This is a genomic window from Streptomyces sp. NPDC048211 (assembly GCF_043202315.1).
Lineage (GTDB): Bacteria > Actinomycetota > Actinomycetes > Streptomycetales > Streptomycetaceae > Streptomyces.
Genome location: NZ_JBIDAD010000008.1, coordinates 423,623 through 440,189, shown reverse-complemented (window position 1 = coordinate 440,189; position 16,567 = coordinate 423,623). Strand labels below are relative to the sequence as shown.

Below are 16,567 nucleotides of genomic sequence, written 5' to 3'. Positions count from 1 at the left end.
GTTGATAGGCCAGATGTGGAAGCCCGGTAACGGGTGGAGCTGACTGGTACTAATAGGCCGAGGGCTTGTCCTCAGTTGCTCGCGTCCACTGTGTTAGTTCTGAAATAACGAACGGCCGTGTTTTGTTCCGGTGTTGGTTAATTTCATAGTGTTTCGGTGGTCATTGCGTTAGGGAAACGCCCGGTTACATTCCGAACCCGGAAGCTAAGCCTTTCAGCGCCGATGGTACTGCAGGGGGGACCCTGTGGGAGAGTAGGACGCCGCCGAACTCCTTTTATGAAAAGCCCCGTGCCCTTGTGGCACGGGGCTTTTCTGCGTTCCGACCGTTTAAGGTCATGACATGCGCTACGAACTGGTCATCTTCGACAACGACGGGGTGCTCGTGGACAGCGAGCCGATCGCCAACACCATCCTGGCCGGGTACCTCACCGAGCTCGGGCACCCCACCTCGTACGAGGAGTCCCTCCGTGACTACATGGGGTCCGCCGTGCACCGGGTGCACGACCTCGTCGAGGAGCGGGGCGGGGAGAAGCTGCCCGCGGACTTCAACGACACGCTCCACTCACGGATCTTCGCCGCGTTCCAGCGGGAGCTGGAACCCGTTCCCGGCGTGGAGGGCGTGCTGGGGGAGCTCGTCGCCGACGGGGTTCCGTACTGCGTCGCCTCCTCCAGCAGCCACGAACGGATCCGCGTCAGCCATCGCGCGACAGGGCTCGACCAGTGGTTCGAGGAGGAGTGGATCTTCTCGGCCGAGGACGTGGGCCGGGGGAAGCCGGCGCCCGATCTGTTCCTGCTCGCCGCCGAGCGGATGGGAGTGGCTCCCGAGCACTGTGTCGTCATCGAGGACAGCCCGCTCGGGGTGGAGGCGGCGAAGGCCGCGGGCATGGACGTGTACGGGTTCACCTCGATGATGCCGGCGGACCGGCTGGCCGGGGTGACCGGGCATTTCTCCGACATGGGACAGCTGCGGGAATTGCTTGCCTGACGTGTCTACCCATGGGTAGAGACTGCCTCTACGCTCGCGCACATGACAGATGCACGTTTGCGGCACGGCAGGGCTTCCCTCGCGTTGAGCTTCTTCGTGCAGGGCGTCACCTTCGCTCTCCTCGTGACCCGGATCCCCGCGATCCAGGACAGGTACGGGATATCCGACGGCCTGCTGCCCGTGTTCCTCGCCGCCGTGCCGATCCTGGCCGGCGTGGGAAGCGTGGTCACCGAGAAGGTGGTCGCGCGCGTGCGGCCGAGGGTGGTTCTGCGGTGGGCGCAGCCGGTCGTGCTGCTTGCGCTGCTCGGCGTCGGTGCCGGGAGCGAGGTGTGGGAAGCGGCCCTGGCGCTCGGCCTGTTCGGGATCTCCGTCGGTGCGCTGGACGCCTCCATGAACATGATGGGGGTCAGTCTTCAGCGGGCGTACGGACGTTCCATCATGCTCGGTTTCCACGCCGCGTACAGCCTGGGCGGGATCGCCGGGGCGTCGATGGCGTGGGCCGGGGCGCACTGGGATCTGTCGCTGCTGGTCTCGTACCTTCCGGTCGTCGTGGTGCTGCTGCCCGTGGCGTTCGTCGGGAGCCGGTGGTACGTCGAGGGGAAGCAGGAGGAGGAGCTGCTGGGCGCGGATCGGGGGAAGGCCGGCTCGGTCTCCTTCAAGTTGCTGATGCCGCTCTGTCTGGTGATGTGCTTCGCGTACATCGGGGATTCGACGGTCTCCAACTGGAGCGCGAAGTATCTGCAGGATGTGCTGGGGAGTTCGGAGCAGCTCTCGACCGTCCCGTACAACGTCTACATGGTGACGACGCTGCTGGGGCGGGCCGTCGGGGACTTCGGGGTGCGGCGGTTCGGTGCCGTGGCCGTGGTGCGGTCCGGGAGTGTGCTGGCCGCGGCGGGGTTCGGAGTGGTCGCCGTCGCCGGCGGGGCCTGGACCGGGATGCTCGGGTTCACCATGCTGGGGCTCGGGCTCTGTGTGATCGTGCCGCAGACCTTCGCGGCCGCCGGGCGGATGTTCCCCGGGGCGAGCGACACCGCCATTGCCCGGCTCAACATCTTCAACTACGTGGGATTCCTGGTGGGCTCGCCCCTGGTGGGGGCGCTCGGGGACGCGTGGAGCTACCGGGGCGCGATGCTCGTACCGATGGTGCTGGTGCTCGCGACGCTGGTGTACGCCAAGTCGTTCGGAGCGGAGCCCGCCCGATACGGTGGCGGGCATGAGCGGCCGCGCACAGTTGATGTGGGATGACGCAGTAACGGGATACGACTTCGGGGACAGTCATCCCATGGACCCGGTCAGGCTCGCCCTGACGATGGGGTTGGTGCGGGCGTTCGGTCTCGACCGGGCGGTGGATGTCGTGGCGGCCAAGGCGGCCGGCGATTCGACACTGCGGCTCGTGCACCGGCCGGACTACGTGGCGGCTGTGCGGGCGGCCTCCGCCGATCCGCGGGCGGCGGACCAGAGCTACGGGATCGGGACGACGGACGATCCGGCGTTCGCCGGGATGCACGAGGTGTCGGCGCTGATCGCCGGGCAGTCGGTGGCGGCCGCCGAGGCGGTGTGGCGGGGCGGGACCGGGCACGCGGTGAACTTCACCGGCGGCCTCCATCACGCCATGCCCGGCGGGGCCGCGGGTTTCTGTATCTACAACGATCCGGCGCTCGCCATCGCGCGGCTGCTGGAGCTGGGGGCCGAGCGGGTCGCGTACGTCGATGTGGACGTGCACCACGGCGACGGGGTGCAGGCGGCGTTCTGGGAGGACCCGCGGGTTCTGACGGTGTCGCTGCACGAGCACCCGCGGACGCTCTTCCCGCAGACCGGCTGGCCGGAGGAGACCGGTGCCGGGGCGGGAGAGGGCGGTGCGGTCAATGTGGCGCTTCCGGCCGGTACGGGGGACGCGGGATGGCTGCGGGCGTTCCACGCGGTGGTGCCGGAACTGCTGGCGGACTTCCGGCCTCAGGTCCTGGTGACGCAGCACGGGGCCGATACGCACTTCGAGGACCCGCTGGCCCATCTCGCGGTGTCGCTGGACGCGCAGCGGGCCGTGATGGCGGCCTGCCACGATCTGGCGCACGAGTACGCGGAGGGCGGGCGCTGGGTGGCGCTGGGCGGGGGTGGTTATGCGGTGGTGGACGTGGTGCCGCGGTCCTGGACGCATCTGGTGGGGATCGCCGCGCACGCGCCCGTGGACCCGGAGTCGGTGATCCCGTCGTCGTGGCGGGACGAGGTCTACGCCCGGACCCGGCAGCTCGGGCCGGCCCGGATGACGGATGGGCGGATCCCGTCGTGGAAGGCGTGGGAGGACGGTTACGATCCCGCCGACCGGCTGGACCAGGCGGTGCTGGCGACCAGGCGTGCGGCGTTCCCGCTGCGGGGGCTGCTGACCTGACGTCAGGAGTGCGGTGGAGTGCCGATTACGCCAACTGTGGGGCGTAATCCGGGTTTTGGCCCCTGCGTACGGTGGGTGGGGGAGCATCGGCAGGGTGTTGAGCACCGGAGCGCTGCGTGCGCATCTGCTGGCGGCCCGGCTGGCCGGGCCCGTGGCCACCTCGAGGGAACTGAGTCTGCGGAGCTATCGGCTGTTCGCGGCCAGGGATCCGCGGGTGACGCTCGGCCTCGATCCCGGACGGGTGTGGGGGGAGCGGGACCTGCTGCGGCTCATGGCCGACAAGTGCGGGGTCTCGGACGATCCCGCGCATGTCTCGGGCCCTGACGTGATCGATCCGGAGCGGACGGTGGCGGGGCTGGACGCCTTCGCCGGCCGCTTGTCGGATGCCGCGGCGCGGCGGGCGCCGGTGCTGTTCGGGACGGGGCATCCGCACCGTCTGCTGGGTTTCTACGCGGCGCTGGCAGACGCCTTGTCGGCGGCGGGATGTGCCGTGCTCACCCCCGCGCAGGGGCGACGTATCGACATAACGACCCGGTTCGGCGTACGTACGTGCAACCTCGACTACGTACGGGGGGTCGCGATGGTGCGCGAACCCGGCGCGGGAGTGCCGGGTGGTGGCACCGGCGCACACACCCACTCACCACTGCCGCTGAGGGTGGCTCTGGAGGCCGCCGCGGACGCCGGGGGACTGCTGCCGGAGCTCGTCGTGGGGGACCACGGGTGGGTCTGCGGGGCAGGTCAGCTGGGCATCGAGGCGATCGGCCTGGCCGATACGGACGATCCGGCACTGTTCGTCGGGGAGGCGGAGGGCCGGGTGTCGGTCGCCGTTCCGCTCGACGACGCCGTGCGGTCCGCGTACTACCTGCCGCTGACGCGCTATGTACTCAATCGGGCGTGTCTGTCACAGTAGGCGGCCGATCGTCTCTCCTCTTCCCCACTCGCATCACCCGCCCCTAATCTGGGGAGTGAGCGCACAACGACGAAGAGTCACCGGAGGGGAAGCCGGTGCGCGTCTCGTGCGGAAGGTACAGGTGGGTCATGGCTGCTGACAGCGAGAGGCCTCTCAACGAGGTCAAGTTTCTGACTGTGGCGGAAGTCGCCTCGGTCATGCGAGTGTCGAAGATGACGGTGTACCGCTTGGTGCACAGCGGTCATCTGCCGGCGATCCGGGTGGGAAGGTCCTTCCGGGTGCCGGAGCAAGCGGTTCACGAGTATCTCCGCGAGTCCTTCGTGGGGGTGGGGACGGCCTGACATTCCCCTCGGATTACGTACCTCACGCGGTGGCGGGTAGGCTAGGCCGACGTAGGTCGTGTGGGCCCAGACGCCCCGCACCAGTGAAGAAGAAGTGAGCGAGGGTAGTCGTGGGCTCTGTTATCAAGAAGCGGCGTAAGCGGATGGCCAAGAAGAAGCACCGCAAGCTGCTCAAGCGCACGCGCGTTCAGCGTCGCAACAAGAAGTAAGCGAACGCAGTTCGTGAAGTCCGCAGCCCTTCCGCCGATCAGGCGGGAGGGCTGCGGTGCTGTACGGGGGGTATGCGCGGAGGGTGCGCACATTCGGGCCAAGACGCGGAACAGGGCCGCCGCGCAGTCATCACAGGGCAACATCCACCCGCTACGGTGACGACCGGGGGAGTGCCTCTCGCGGGGCGTCCCCTTCGCTCACCTCATTCATCCCACTCACTTCGCGCGAGACCGACGGAAGGCGCTGATCTTGGGGAAGGTCGTGCTCGTCACGGGAGCGGCCCGGCAGCTGGGCGGCCGGTTCGTGCGGCGCATCCAGCGTGATCCGGACGTGGACCGGGTGATCGCGGTCGACGCGGTCGCGCCCGGCCACCGGCTGGGCGACGCGGTCTTCGTCCGCGCGGACATCCGCCAGCCCGCCATCGCCAGAGTCCTCGCCGAGCACGCGGTCGACACGGTCGTCCACCTGGACGTCAGCGCCAGGGCGCTCGGGGCCCAGGGGCGTGCCGCGGTCAAGGAGACCAACGTCATCGGCACCATGCAACTGCTCGGTGCCTGCCAGAAGGCGCCGTCCATCAGGCGGATGGTGGTGAAGTCCAGTACGGGTGTCTACGGCTCCGCACCGCGCGATCCGGCGGTCTTCCACGAGACGACCCCGCCCAAGTCCCTGCCCGGCGGTGGCTTCGCGAAGGACGCGGTGGAGGTCGAGGGGTACGTACGGGGCTTCGCGCGCCGCAGGCCGGACGTGGCCGTGTGCGTGCTGAGGTTCGCGAACATCCTGGGGCCCGACCCCGATTCGCCGCTCGCCGACTATCTGTCGCTGCCGGTGTTGCCGACGGTGTTCGGGTACGACCCGAGGCTCCAGTTCGTCCACGAGGACGACGTCCTCGACGTCCTGGGCATCGCCGCGGGCGAACCGCGGCGCGGGACCCTGAACAGCGGCACGTTCAACATCGCGGGGGACGGGGTGCTGCTGCTGTCGCAGTGTTCGCGGCGGCTGGGGCGGCCGACGATGCCGCTGCTGCTGCCCGCGGTCACATGGGTCGGGCAGGCGCTGCGCACCGTCGGCATGACGGACTTCTCGCCGGAACAGATCCGGCTGCTCACCCATGGCAGGGTGGTATCCACGGTCCAGATGCGCGAGACGCTGGGTTTCCGGCCGCGGTTCTCCACGGCGGAGACCTTCGCCGAGTTCGCGCGCAGCCGGGGTCCGGGGCTGCTGCCGCCCGCGGCGGTGGGCCGGGCCGTCGACAGGCTGGCCGCGACGCCGTTCGCCGGTGGGGCCGGCGGCGACACACACCCGACTCCGAGCGTCAGGTAGAGGAGCGCACCGACGATGGCGGATGCCAAGGTCATTCCGTTCGACGACGACCGTTCGCGGTCGGGGGGCGGGCCGCGCGCCGCGCGCCGGCGGCCCTCGGGAAGCGGCACAGGGTCCGTCAGCGCCCTGCCCGGGCAGCCGGGTGCCACGCTGCCTCCGGAGAGGCAGGAGGAGGCTGTGGTGGCCTCTGAGGACGCGGGAGGCGGCGGCTGGGACCGGCGGATCGCGAGCGGGCTCGCGTTTCTGCGGCGGCGGGTCACGGGCGAGTACGACGTCGACGAGTTCGGTTACGACGAGGAGCTCACCGACCAGGTCCTGATGTCGGTGCTGCGGCCGGTGTACGAGAAGTACTTCCGGGTCGAGGTGAAGGGCATCGAGAACATCCCGTCGGACGGCGGGGCGCTCATCGTGTCCAACCACTCGGGGACGCTGCCGCTGGACGGGCTGATGCTCCAGGTCGCGGTGCACGACAACCATCCGGCGGAGCGGCATCTGCGGCTGCTCGCGGCGGACCTGGTCTTCATGCTTCCGGTCGTCAACGAGCTGGCGCGCAAGGCCGGTCACACACTGGCCTGCGCGGAGGACGCGGAGCGGCTGCTGCGGCAGGGCGAGGTCGTCGGCGTGATGCCGGAGGGGTTCAAGGGCATCGGCAAGCCGTTCGGCGAGCGGTACAAGCTCCAGCGCTTCGGGCGCGGCGGCTTCGTGTCGACGGCCTTGCGGGCCGGGGTGCCGATCGTGCCGTGCTCGATCGTGGGGGCGGAGGAGATCTACCCGATGATCGGCAACTCGAAGACGTTGGCGCGGCTGTTGGGTATCCCGTACTTCCCGATCACGCCGACGTTCCCGTGGCTGGGGCCGCTGGGGGCGGTGCCGTTGCCGACGAAGTGGACGATCCAGTTCGGTGAGCCGATCCCCACGGACGGATATCCGGTGGAGGCGGCGGAGGATCCGATGCTCATGTTCAACCTGACGGATCAGGTGCGGGAGCAGATTCAGCACACGCTGTACAAGCTGCTGGTCCAGCGGCGCTCGGTGTTCTTCTGAGGCGTGCGGTCGTGGGGGTCCGTCCTCGACCGCCGGACGGGCCGGGCATGGCCGGCCCCGGGTGTCCGGGGCGCGGGTGCCGTCCGGCTCCGCCCTCCATGGCCGTGAGGGCTTGAGGCTGCCGGACGGGCTCGACCGGGCCCGTCCGGCGATCGCGTCAGTTCTTGTCGTCCTCGGCGTCGATTCCCAGGCCGCCGATCAGGCCGGGGATCAGCGGCGGAAGGGTGACGTCCGGCGACGGTGTCGTGCTGGGTGTCTCCTGCGTCGGTGTGGTGGCGCCGGGCGACGGCGGGTCGAAGAGCCCGTCCGCGCCGCCGCCGATCAGGCCGTCCGCCGGGGTGCTGCCCGAGTCCGACGGCCGGGGCGAGGAACTGGTGCCCGTACCGCTGCTGTCGTGTGTGCCGGCGGGGGACGAGGGCGACGGGGCGTGCGAGCGGGAGGACGGGGCCGAGCCGGTACCGGTGGTACCGGACTCCCGGGATCCGTTGCTCGTCTCCGGAGGGCGGGGGAGCAGGGACTGCAGCGGCTCGACCTCTTCGTCTATGGCCGCGAAGACCGAACTCACCTGGTCGCCGACGTCGGTCAGCTGCAGGGGGAGGCTGTCGCGGAGGCTGCTCCAGCTGTCGCGGTGTGCGCGGGCGAAGGAGTCCAGGGTCTGGATGGGCCCGATCGCGCCGTCGCGTGCGTAGGCGGCGTGGAGGAGGCGGTGGCCCTCGGTGGCGTCGTGGGTCATGCCGTTGAGCGTGCGCCTGACCTCGCCGAGCTGTTCGTGGTCCAGGTCGCCGGAGCGGGCGCGCTCCATCAGCCTGCGGGCCTCGCTCAGCCGGGTCGAGGCCTGGTCCAGGTAGACCTCGCCGCGGTCCGCGTCGCCGTCGGCCAGGCCGAGGTGGATGTCCTCCATGCCGCGCTTGAGCCCGTAGAGGGAGTCACCCGGCAGGGCGTCGGAACTGGCAGCCGCCACTCCGCCGAAGGCCCCTGCGGCCACACCGACGGTGAGCCCGCCGGCTGCGAGCCCCTTCGTCCAGCGCGATCTGGGGCGCAGTTTCCGGAGTGGCGAGGCCCGGTGGGCCCCCTTGCCCCGTTGTTCGGGCACCGTAGGGTCCGCGGCTGCGCCGCCCTCGGCGAACATGGCCTCCATGGCGGCGACGAGCTGCGCTCGCTGCACCACTTTGACCTCGGGATCCAACTCCGGCTTCGGTAGCTCACCGAGGCCGTTCGCCAGGGCCAACAGCGGTCCGGGGCCGGCCTGTTCGGCCGGGTCCTCGGGCTGTACGGCCGCCGCACCGCGGAGCGACTGCTCCTCCAGGGCCTGGGCGAAGGCGTTCGCCCGCCGGTGTGCCGAAACGTTTGCGATCACTGGCGGCACCTCCTCTCGTCATGACGGTCGACTCCCCTGTGGGTCCGGAAGGTTGCACACCTTGAGCGCATCCACACGAAAGAGTGAGTGTCCGCGGACATGGGGTGACGACAGGGGGCCTGCAACCGGCACAACGAGCGGCGCGGCACTTGGGTTACGCACGAAAGATGATCGGACCAGTGCGTGATGAACATATCGCCGAGAGTGATTCGGCTCGGGGTGGGGTCAGCGGGCATCGTCCGGAAGAAGCCGGGCAAGGGTGCGGACGGCGCGATACTGCAGGGTCTTGATCGCGCCCTCGTTCTTGCCCATCGCCCGGGCGGTCTCGGCGACCGAGAGGCCTTGCAGGAAGCGCAGGGTCACGCACTCCTGCTGCTGGGGGTTGAGTCGGCGCACGGCTTGCAGCAGTGCGGCATTGGAGAGGGATTCCAGGACGGAGTCCTCGGGACTGCGCTCGACCTCGTTGGCGTCGAGCATTTCGCCGGTGGTCACTTCCAGTCGGAAGCGACTGGATTTGAAGTGGTCGGCGACCAGGTTGCGAGCGATGGTGACCAGCCAGGCACCGAAGTCACGGCCCTGCCAGGTGAAGGTGGAGATGCGCCGCAGGGCGCGCAGGAAGGTCTCACTCGTGAGGTCCTCCGCAGTCGCCTTGCCGCCCACCCGGTAGTAGATGTAGCGGTACACGGTGTCGCTGTACTGGTCGTAGAGGCGGCCGAAGGCGTCAGCCTCACCGGCCTGTGCGCGCTCGACGAGATCCATCATGCGCGCGCTGTCGCTGTCGGCCGTGGGCCGACGAACGGTGGACGTGGTCGTGGTCGTTGCGCCGCGGTTGCTGCGTCTTCCGACCGCCGCGCCGCGTTCGGCCAGGGCGTAGCAGGGGCCGGCAGGTGCAGGGGTGGCAAAGGCGGGTACGGCGTACGCGGTGGGGACGAAGCCGCGCAAGCGGTCGGCGACCGTTGCGCGCAGCGTAGCCAGGCCCGAGGCGTCAACCCCGACGTGTGGGTACACGGGACTCCCAGAGGCAGAGCTTCCATCACGTGCAGTGCGAAACCGTCACTCGTCGTAGTGAGTGGTGGGTTCCGGAATGCGTCTGAGGAGAATAACGCTTCGTACAGGCAGTGCTACACCCAGTTGCTCAAATCACCGATTACGTCGCTTCTGTAGCGACTATTCGACGCATCAAGTAGCACATCGTGACCGGTTGTTGATCGAATTATTTCGAGATCTGCCGGGAGCGGCGACAGGTTGTGGTCGAGTGCGGGTAACCCGACTGGCCGGGGCGGTCGCCGGGCAAGGGGCCCCGATTGGCGGCGTGGGCCGGGCGTGGCCCGGCCCACGGTCGGCGCCCACCGCCGGATCCCACGGCCGAGGCTCGCTACCGGGGCCCGCCATCGGAGCCCGCGGCCGGTCCGTCAGCGGCGGCGGCGGTGCAGGGCGACGGCCGCCGCGGTGCCGCCGGCGAGGGCGCCCACGCCGGCGGCGGCCGGGATGCCGACCTTGGCGGCCTTGCGGCCGGTCCGGTAGTCGCGCAGCCGCCAGTCCCGGGCGCGCGCGTGCTTGCGCAGCTTGGTGTCCGGGTTGATCGCGTACGGGTGCCCGACCAGGGACAGCATCGGGATGTCGTTGTGCGAGTCGCTGTACGCCGCGCAGCGGGCCAGGTCCAGGCCCTCCGCCGCGGCCAGCGCGCGTACCGCCTCGGCCTTCGCCGGGCCGTGCAGCGGTTCGCCGACCAGGCGCCCGGTGTAGACGCCGTCGACCGATTCGGCGACGGTGCCCAGCGCCCCGGTCAGACCGAGCCGGCGGGCGATGATCGTGGCCGTCTCCACGGGGGCGGCGGTGACCAGCCAGACCTTCTGGCCGGCGTCGAGGTGGGCCTGGGCGAGTGCGCGGGTGCCGGGCCAGATGCGGTCGGCCATGTACTCGTCGTAGATCTCCTCGCCGATCGACATCAGCTCGGAGACGCGGTGGCCCTTGACGATGGACAGGGCGCTGTCGCGCGCGTCCTGCATGTGTTCGGGGTCCTCCACGCCGGCCAGCCGGAACCACGCCTGCTGCCAGGCGAACCGGGTGAGCTCGCGGCGCTCGAAGAACTTCCGTTTGTACAGCCCGCGGCCGAAGTGGAAGATCGCCGCGCCCTGCATGACGGTGTTGTCGAGGTCGAAGAAGGCGGCGGCCCGGTCGTCGCCGACGACGGGGAACTCCGGTTCCTCCTGCGCGTCGGGAGCGGCGCCGTCCTCGGCGGCGGCGGACTGCTCGGCGGCGAGCGAGGACTTCCGTGCTGCCTCCGCCGCTGCTTCGCCTGCCAGCACGCTGCGTGCTGTCGCGGAACGCCTACGCGGTGTGAGCCATCCAAGAGCGGCCATGCCGTGAGCATAGCCAGTCACCCCGCCCCTTCCCGACCTGCCGGGATGCGGTGGCGTGAACTCTCGGAGGCCGACACGTTAAACGGGCGATTCCGGGCGTACCGGTTCAAGGCCGGATCGAGGGCGGATCGGGCCCGGGAGCGGCGCAGAATGAAAGGTATGAGTCCCCTGCTGCGTCGTACGAAGAAGAAGGCCGCCGACCGTGTGGTGACCCTGGTCGGGAAGCCGGGGTGTCACCTCTGCGACGACGCCAGGGCGGTGGTGCGGACGGTCTGCGAGGAGACCGGCGCGTCCTGGGAGGAGAAGGACATCACTCAGGACGAGGCGCTGTACAAGGAGTACTGGGAGCAGATCCCCGTGGTCCTCGTTGATAACGAACAGCACACGTTCTGGCGGGTGGACCCGGCCAGACTGCGCAGTGCGCTGATTTCCTGAGTGAAACCCGGTTACCATCGTGGGCGTTTTGAGTGGTCTCGGGGGCGTGGCTGTGAGGAGTGTGTTCCGCTTTGCCCCCTTCGGGCCTGCAACGGGCTGATGCGATCCGCGGTTCCTGGATCGCCCGGCGAATGCGCGTGACCCCGGTCACTTTGACCGGACAAAACGGACACTATCTTTGTGCACGCGTTCACAAAGACATAGCCTGCATTCGACGGGGCGGTCTTGGGACATACGGCCGCCTGCAGCCCCGCTCATCCCGCAGGAGCACCGTGGCAACTGGCCGAAATCACCGACCGGCGACCCGTAGCCGAGGAATTCCCGAGGCCACCGTCGCCCGACTTCCGCTGTATCTCCGCGCACTGACCGCGCTCTCCGAGCGCTCGGTACCCACGGTCTCCTCCGAGGAGCTCGCCGCGGCGGCGGGGGTCAACTCCGCGAAGCTGCGCAAGGACTTCAGCTATCTCGGCTCGTACGGGACGCGCGGCGTCGGCTACGACGTCGAGTATCTCGTCTACCAGATCTCGCGCGAACTCGGCCTCACCCAGGACTGGCCGGTCGCCATCGTCGGCATCGGCAACCTCGGCGCGGCCCTCGCCAACTACGGCGGTTTCGCCTCCCGCGGCTTCCGGGTCGCCGCGCTGATCGACGCCGACCCCGCGATGGCCGGAACGCCCGTCGCCGGGATCCCCGTCCAGCATGCCGACGACCTGGACCGCATCATCAGCGAGAACGGCGTCTCGATCGGTGTGATCACCACACCGCCCGGCGCGGCCCAGCAGGTCTGCGACCGGCTCGTCGCCGCGGGCGTCACCTCCATCCTGAACTTCGCCCCGACCGTGCTCTCGGTGCCCGACGGCGTCGACGTACGCAAGGTCGACCTCTCGATCGAGCTGCAGATCCTCGCGTTCCACGAGCAGCGCAAGGCCGGCGAGGAGGCCGCCGACAGCGGCCCCGACCCGGCGGCGCCGCCCGTGCGCGCGACGACCAGCAACCGGAAGGGACCCGACGGGGACATGCCCGCCGTGATGCCGGCATGAGCCTCCTTGTCGTAGGGCTGAGCCACCGCAGCGCCCCCGTGTCGGTGCTGGAGCGGGCCTCGCTGTCCGCCGAGAGCCAGGCCAAGCTGCTCCAGGACACCCTCGCCGCGGAGCCCGCGGTCGAGGCCGCCGTCCTCGCCACCTGCAACCGCATCGAGCTGTACGCCGACGTGGACAAGTTCCACGCGGGCGTCGCCGAGCTGTCGACCCTGCTCGCCCAGCACAGCGGCGTCGGGCTGGACGAGCTCACTCCGTATCTCTATGTGCACTACGAGGACCGGGCCGTCCACCACCTCTTCTCGGTGGCCTGCGGACTGGACTCGATGGTCGTGGGCGAGGGCCAGATCCTCGGCCAGATCAAGGACGCGCTGGCGCTGGGGCAGGAGCTCCACACCGCCGGCCGGCTGCTGAACGACCTCTTCCAGCAGGCCCTGCGGGTCGGCAAGCGCGCCCACAGCGAGACCGGGATCGACCGGGCCGGGCAGTCGCTCGTCACCTTCGGCCTGGAGCAGCTCGCCGACGGGCGCGACACCGCGGCCTGGGCGAAGGGCAAGCGCGCCCTGGTGATCGGCGCGGGCTCGATGTCCTCGCTGGCCGCCGCCACCCTGGCCCGCACCGGTGTCGCCGAGATCGTCGTCGCCAACCGCACCCGCGCCCGCGCCGACCGGCTGGTCGAGATCCTCAACCAGGCCGGCGGTACGGGAGTGGCCGCCCGGGCCGTGGAGATGGACGCGGTCTCCGACGAACTGACACGTGCCGACATCGCCGTCTCCTGCACCGGTGCCACCGGGCTCGTGCTGAGCGCCGAGGCCGTCGCCGGAGCGCTCGGGATCGACCCGGCTCCCGCGTACGAGATGCCCGCCGCGCCCGTCGCGGTGGCGGCACCGGCACCCGTCCAGCCGGACGAGCAGCACGCCGCGTGGGTGGAGAACGGTTCCGCCACCGTGATCGCGCAGGCCCAGGCCGCCGTGCGCCGGATCCCGGCCCAGTCGACCGGCCCCGTCCGCCTCGCCCTGCTGGACCTCGCCATGCCGCGCGACATCGACGGCGGCGCCGCCCGCCTCGACGGTGTGCGCCTCGTCGACATCGAGTCGCTCGCGGAGGCCTCCGCGGACGCCCCGATGGCGGCCGATGTGGACCAGGTGCGCAGCATCGTCGCCGACGAGGTCGCCGCCTTCGGTGCCGCCCAGCGCGCCGCCCACATCACCCCCACCGTCGTCGCCCTGCGCACGATGGCCGCAGGAGTGGTCGCGGGCGAGATCGCACGGCTGGACGGGCGCCTCCCCGATCTGGACGAGAAGCAGCGCGCCGAGATCTCGCAGACCGTGCGCCGCGTCGTCGACAAGCTCCTGCACGCGCCCACCGTGCGGGTCAAGCAGCTCGCCAGCGAGCCCGGCGGCGCCGGGTACGCCGATGCGCTGCGGGAACTCTTCGACCTCGACCCGCAGACGGTCGCCGCCGTCTCCCGGGCAGACCTGAACGACCCGAATCGAGGGCGGTCATGACCGACAACTCACCCCTGGGCGCGGGGTCAACCCAGCCGCTGAGGCTGGGGACCCGGCGCAGCAAGCTCGCCATGGCGCAGTCCGGCCTGGTGGCCGACGCGGTCAGCGAGGTGACCGGCCGCGCCGTCGAACTCGTCGAGATCACCACGTACGGGGACACCTCCCGCGAGCACCTCGTGCAGATCGGCGGCACCGGCGTCTTCGTCGCCGCGCTGCGTGAGGCGCTGCTGCGCGGCGAGGTGGACTTCGCCGTCCACTCGCTCAAGGACCTGCCGACCGCGCAGCCCGAGGGCCTGGTGCTGGCCGCTGTGCCGGTGCGCGAGGACCCGCGCGACGCCCTGGTGGCGCGCGACGGGCTGACCTTCGAGCAGCTGCCGGCCGGCGCCCGCGTCGGCACCGGCTCGCCGCGCCGCATGGCGCAGCTCAACGCGTACGCCCGTAGTCACGGACTCGACATCGAGACCGTGCCGATCCGCGGCAACGTCGATACGCGTATCGGATTCGTACGAAGCGGTGAACTCGACGCGGTGGTACTCGCCGCGGCCGGGCTCAGCCGCCTCGGACGGAGCGGTGAGGTGACCGATTTCCTGTCGGTCGACACCGTTCTGCCCGCTCCCGGCCAGGGAGCACTGGCGATCGAGTGCGCTGCCAGCAGCGCCGACCTCGCCGCCGCGCTCGCCGAGCTCGACGACCCGTACACCCGGGCCGCCGTGACCGCCGAGCGTTCCCTGCTCGCCGCCCTGGAGGCCGGCTGCTCCGCACCTGTGGGTGCGCTGGCCGACCTCCTGGCCGACGGCCAGGCTGTCAACGAACTGCGCCTGCGCGGTGTCGTCGGTTCCATCGACGGTTCCTCGCTGGTACAGATGTCCACCACCGGTCCCGTCCCCACGTCGCACGACGACGCGGCGGCCCTCGGTCGCGAACTCGCGGCCGAGATGCTCGCCAAGGGTGCGGCCGGTCTTATGGGGGAGCGAGCACTTTGAGCCCCACCGGCCACGCCGCATCCGATTTTCCTGTCCTGTCCGCAGGGCACGTCACCTTCCTCGGCGCCGGTCCCGGCGACCCGGGACTGCTGACTCTGCGCGCCGTCGAGGCGCTTGCGAGCGCGGACGTTCTTGTCGCCGAGCCGGACGTTCTCGGCGTCGTCCGCTGCCATGCGCGGGCAGGCGTAAGCACGCCTGAGCTGACGGTTGTTGACGCGCAGTCAACAGCCGCCGGTGTTCCCGTTCTCAGGGATGCGGTCAATCTTGTCATGGAGGCCGCGAAGGGCGGCAGGCGGGTCGTCCGTGCCGTCTCCGGTGATCCCGGACTCGACGGCAACGCGGGCAGCGAGATGCTGGCCTGCGCCGCCGCGGGCATTCCCTTCGAGGTCGTGCCGGGTGTCGCCAACGTCGTGGGCGTGCCCGCGTACGCCGGGGTGCCGCTGCGCGACGCGCAGGGCGCGGACGTCCGCTTCGTCGACGCCCGTACCGCCTCGGACCGCTGCTGGAGCGAGGTCGGCGCGAGCGACTCCACGTGCGTGATCTCGACGCAGCTCGACGCGGTGGCCGCGGCCGCCGGCGAGCTGGTCTCGGCGGGCCGCAAGCCCGACACCCCGCTGACCGTGACGGTCGCCGGTACGACGACGCGCCAGCGCACCTGGACGGCGACGCTCGGCACGATCGCCCAGGTCTTCAAGCAGGGCAAGATCCTGCCCTCGCCGGACGGGCACCAGCCCGTCATAGCCGTGGTCGGGGAGCGCAGCTCCGCCGCCCAGCGCGACCAGCTCGCGTGGTTCGAGTCCAAGCCGATGTTCGGCTGGAAGGTGCTCGTGCCGCGTACGAAGGAGCAGGCGGCGTCGCTCTCCGACCAGCTGCGTTCGTACGGTGCCGTGCCGCACGAGGTCCCGACGATCGCCGTCGAGCCGCCGCGTACGCCCCAGCAGATGGAGCGGGCGGTCAAGGGCCTGGTCACGGGCCGCTACGAGTGGATCGCGTTCACCTCGGTCAACGCGGTGAAGGCCGTCCGGGAGAAGTTCGAGGAGTACGGGCTCGACGCCCGTGCCTTCGCCGGGATCAAGGTCGCGGCCGTCGGCGAGCAGACCGCCGCCGCGCTCGTCGACTTCGGTGTGAAGCCGGACCTGGTGCCCTCCGGTGAGCAGTCCGCCGCGGGCCTGCTGGAGGACTGGCCGCCGTACGACCCGGTCTTCGACCCGATCGACCGTGTCTTCCTGCCGCGCGCCGACATCGCCACCGAGACCCTGGTGGCCGGGCTGATCGAGCTGGGCTGGGAGGTCGACGACGTCACCGCGTACCGCACGGTCCGCGCCTCGCCGCCGCCCGCCGACACGCGTGAGGCCATCAAGGGCGGCGGTTTCGACGCGGTGCTCTTCACCTCGTCCTCGACCGTGCGCAATCTCGTCGGCATCGCCGGCAAGCCGCACAACGTGACGATCATCGCGTGTATCGGCCCGGCCACGGCGAAGACCGCCGAGGAGCACGGCCTGCGCGTCGACGTCCTGTCGCCGGAGCCCTCGGTGCACAAGCTGGCCGAGGCCCTCGCCGAGTTCGGTGCGCAGCGCCGGGACGCGGCGAAGGAGGCCGGTGACCCGGTGACGCGGCCGAGCGAGCGCCGTCCGGGTGCGCGGCGGCGTCGTACGACGACCTGATCCGTCCGGCAGCAGGTACGGGGT

General features: G+C 70.4%; 16 protein-coding genes and 2 rRNA genes. 15 read left to right on the top strand and 3 right to left on the bottom strand.

All coding sequences use genetic code 11. The annotated features are described in order from the left end of the window. The 10 genes from ACGFZA_RS28830 to ACGFZA_RS28785 form a co-directional block, all read left to right on the top strand. Positions 1-73: ribosomal RNA gene (locus tag ACGFZA_RS28830) — 23S ribosomal RNA — on the top strand; the annotation flags it as partial. A gap of 79 nt (positions 74-152) precedes the next feature. Then, positions 153-269: ribosomal RNA gene (gene rrf, locus ACGFZA_RS28825) — 5S ribosomal RNA — on the top strand. A gap of 71 nt (positions 270-340) precedes the next feature. Continuing rightward, positions 341-985 (top strand): HAD family hydrolase, encoded by a 645-nt coding sequence (locus tag ACGFZA_RS28820; RefSeq protein WP_385288614.1) that lies wholly within the window; start codon positions 341-343, stop codon positions 983-985. A 42-nt stretch (positions 986-1,027) separates the two neighbouring features. Further along, a complete protein-coding gene (locus ACGFZA_RS28815) occupies positions 1,028-2,230 on the top strand; it encodes an MFS transporter (RefSeq protein ID WP_385288617.1) in 1,203 nt (400 codons plus the stop codon). Further along, positions 2,199-3,371: an acetoin utilization protein AcuC gene (locus ACGFZA_RS28810; protein ID WP_385288619.1), complete on the top strand. Its 1,173-nt coding sequence runs from the start codon at positions 2,199-2,201 to the stop codon at positions 3,369-3,371. Before ACGFZA_RS28815 ends, ACGFZA_RS28810 begins: the two co-directional genes overlap by 32 nt. A 94-nt stretch (positions 3,372-3,465) precedes the next feature. Then, positions 3,466-4,281, top strand: coding sequence for a phosphatase (locus tag ACGFZA_RS28805; RefSeq protein ID WP_385288622.1), 816 nt, complete (start codon positions 3,466-3,468; stop codon positions 4,279-4,281). A gap of 128 nt (positions 4,282-4,409) precedes the next feature. After that, positions 4,410-4,622: a helix-turn-helix domain-containing protein gene (locus tag ACGFZA_RS28800; RefSeq protein WP_123460011.1), complete on the top strand. Its 213-nt coding sequence runs from the start codon at positions 4,410-4,412 to the stop codon at positions 4,620-4,622. A 110-nt stretch (positions 4,623-4,732) separates the two neighbouring features. Then, complete coding sequence (locus tag ACGFZA_RS28795) at positions 4,733-4,831, top strand: 30S ribosomal protein bS22 (protein WP_003948845.1); 99 nt, start codon at positions 4,733-4,735, stop codon at positions 4,829-4,831. 250 nt (positions 4,832-5,081) lie between these two features. Continuing rightward, entirely contained in the window at positions 5,082-6,152 is a 1,071-nt protein-coding gene (locus ACGFZA_RS28790) for an NAD-dependent epimerase/dehydratase family protein (RefSeq protein WP_385288625.1), read from the top strand. 15 nt (positions 6,153-6,167) lie between these two features. After that, on the top strand, positions 6,168-7,196 hold the full coding sequence (locus ACGFZA_RS28785) for a lysophospholipid acyltransferase family protein (protein ID WP_385288628.1): 1,029 nt from the start codon (positions 6,168-6,170) through the stop codon (positions 7,194-7,196). A 157-nt stretch (positions 7,197-7,353) separates the two neighbouring features. Here the strand turns inward: ACGFZA_RS28785 and ACGFZA_RS28780 are convergent, their stop codons facing one another. The 3 genes from ACGFZA_RS28780 to ACGFZA_RS28770 all read right to left on the bottom strand — a co-directional run bounded on the left by ACGFZA_RS28780 (position 7,354) and on the right by ACGFZA_RS28770 (position 10,916). Further along, positions 7,354-8,553: a DUF5667 domain-containing protein gene (locus tag ACGFZA_RS28780; protein ID WP_393682867.1), complete on the bottom strand. Its 1,200-nt coding sequence runs from the start codon at positions 8,551-8,553 to the stop codon at positions 7,354-7,356. Between the two features lie 225 nt (positions 8,554-8,778). Beyond that, a complete protein-coding gene (locus ACGFZA_RS28775) occupies positions 8,779-9,561 on the bottom strand; it encodes an ECF subfamily RNA polymerase sigma factor, BldN family (protein WP_385288633.1) in 783 nt (260 codons plus the stop codon). 404 nt (positions 9,562-9,965) lie between these two features. Then, positions 9,966-10,916 (bottom strand): HAD family hydrolase, encoded by a 951-nt coding sequence (locus ACGFZA_RS28770; RefSeq protein ID WP_393682865.1) that lies wholly within the window; start codon positions 10,914-10,916, stop codon positions 9,966-9,968. A 159-nt stretch (positions 10,917-11,075) separates the two neighbouring features. Between ACGFZA_RS28770 and ACGFZA_RS28765 the strand changes: the two genes are divergently transcribed. From ACGFZA_RS28765 to ACGFZA_RS28745, 5 genes are all read left to right on the top strand, one after another. Further along, positions 11,076-11,351, top strand: a complete 276-nt coding sequence (locus ACGFZA_RS28765) for a glutaredoxin family protein (protein WP_385288639.1) — start codon at positions 11,076-11,078, stop codon at positions 11,349-11,351. Between the two features lie 272 nt (positions 11,352-11,623). Then, positions 11,624-12,391, top strand: a complete 768-nt coding sequence (locus ACGFZA_RS28760) for a redox-sensing transcriptional repressor Rex (RefSeq protein WP_393682862.1) — start codon at positions 11,624-11,626, stop codon at positions 12,389-12,391. Continuing rightward, entirely contained in the window at positions 12,388-13,896 is a 1,509-nt protein-coding gene (locus ACGFZA_RS28755) for a glutamyl-tRNA reductase (protein ID WP_393682860.1), read from the top strand. The genes ACGFZA_RS28760 and ACGFZA_RS28755 overlap by 4 nt, the downstream gene beginning before the upstream one ends. Next, positions 13,893-14,879, top strand: a complete 987-nt coding sequence (gene hemC, locus ACGFZA_RS28750; RefSeq protein ID WP_385288646.1) for a hydroxymethylbilane synthase — start codon at positions 13,893-13,895, stop codon at positions 14,877-14,879. The genes ACGFZA_RS28755 and hemC overlap by 4 nt, the downstream gene beginning before the upstream one ends. Next, positions 14,876-16,543 (top strand): uroporphyrinogen-III synthase, encoded by a 1,668-nt coding sequence (locus tag ACGFZA_RS28745; RefSeq protein WP_385288649.1) that lies wholly within the window; start codon positions 14,876-14,878, stop codon positions 16,541-16,543. The genes hemC and ACGFZA_RS28745 overlap by 4 nt, the downstream gene beginning before the upstream one ends. The last annotated feature ends 24 nt before the right edge of the window (positions 16,544-16,567 follow it).

What these genes read in the sequence shown, in the direction of transcription:
- ACGFZA_RS28820 (WP_385288614.1), top strand. Translation starts at nt 341, where the DNA reads ATGCGCTACGAACTGGTCATCTTCGACAACGACGGGGTGCTCGTGGAC.
- ACGFZA_RS28815 (WP_385288617.1), top strand. Translation starts at nt 1,028, where the DNA reads ATGACAGATGCACGTTTGCGGCACGGCAGGGCTTCCCTCGCGTTGAGC.
- ACGFZA_RS28810 (WP_385288619.1), top strand. Translation starts at nt 2,199, where the DNA reads ATGAGCGGCCGCGCACAGTTGATGTGGGATGACGCAGTAACGGGATAC.
- ACGFZA_RS28800 (WP_123460011.1), top strand. Translation starts at nt 4,410, where the DNA reads ATGGCTGCTGACAGCGAGAGGCCTCTCAACGAGGTCAAGTTTCTGACT.
- ACGFZA_RS28785 (WP_385288628.1), top strand. Translation starts at nt 6,168, where the DNA reads ATGGCGGATGCCAAGGTCATTCCGTTCGACGACGACCGTTCGCGGTCG.
- ACGFZA_RS28770 (WP_393682865.1), bottom strand. Translation starts at nt 10,916, where the DNA reads ATGGCCGCTCTTGGATGGCTCACACCGCGTAGGCGTTCCGCGACAGCA.
- ACGFZA_RS28765 (WP_385288639.1), top strand. Translation starts at nt 11,076, where the DNA reads ATGAGTCCCCTGCTGCGTCGTACGAAGAAGAAGGCCGCCGACCGTGTG.
- ACGFZA_RS28755 (WP_393682860.1), top strand. Translation starts at nt 12,388, where the DNA reads ATGAGCCTCCTTGTCGTAGGGCTGAGCCACCGCAGCGCCCCCGTGTCG.
- hemC (WP_385288646.1), top strand. Translation starts at nt 13,893, where the DNA reads ATGACCGACAACTCACCCCTGGGCGCGGGGTCAACCCAGCCGCTGAGG.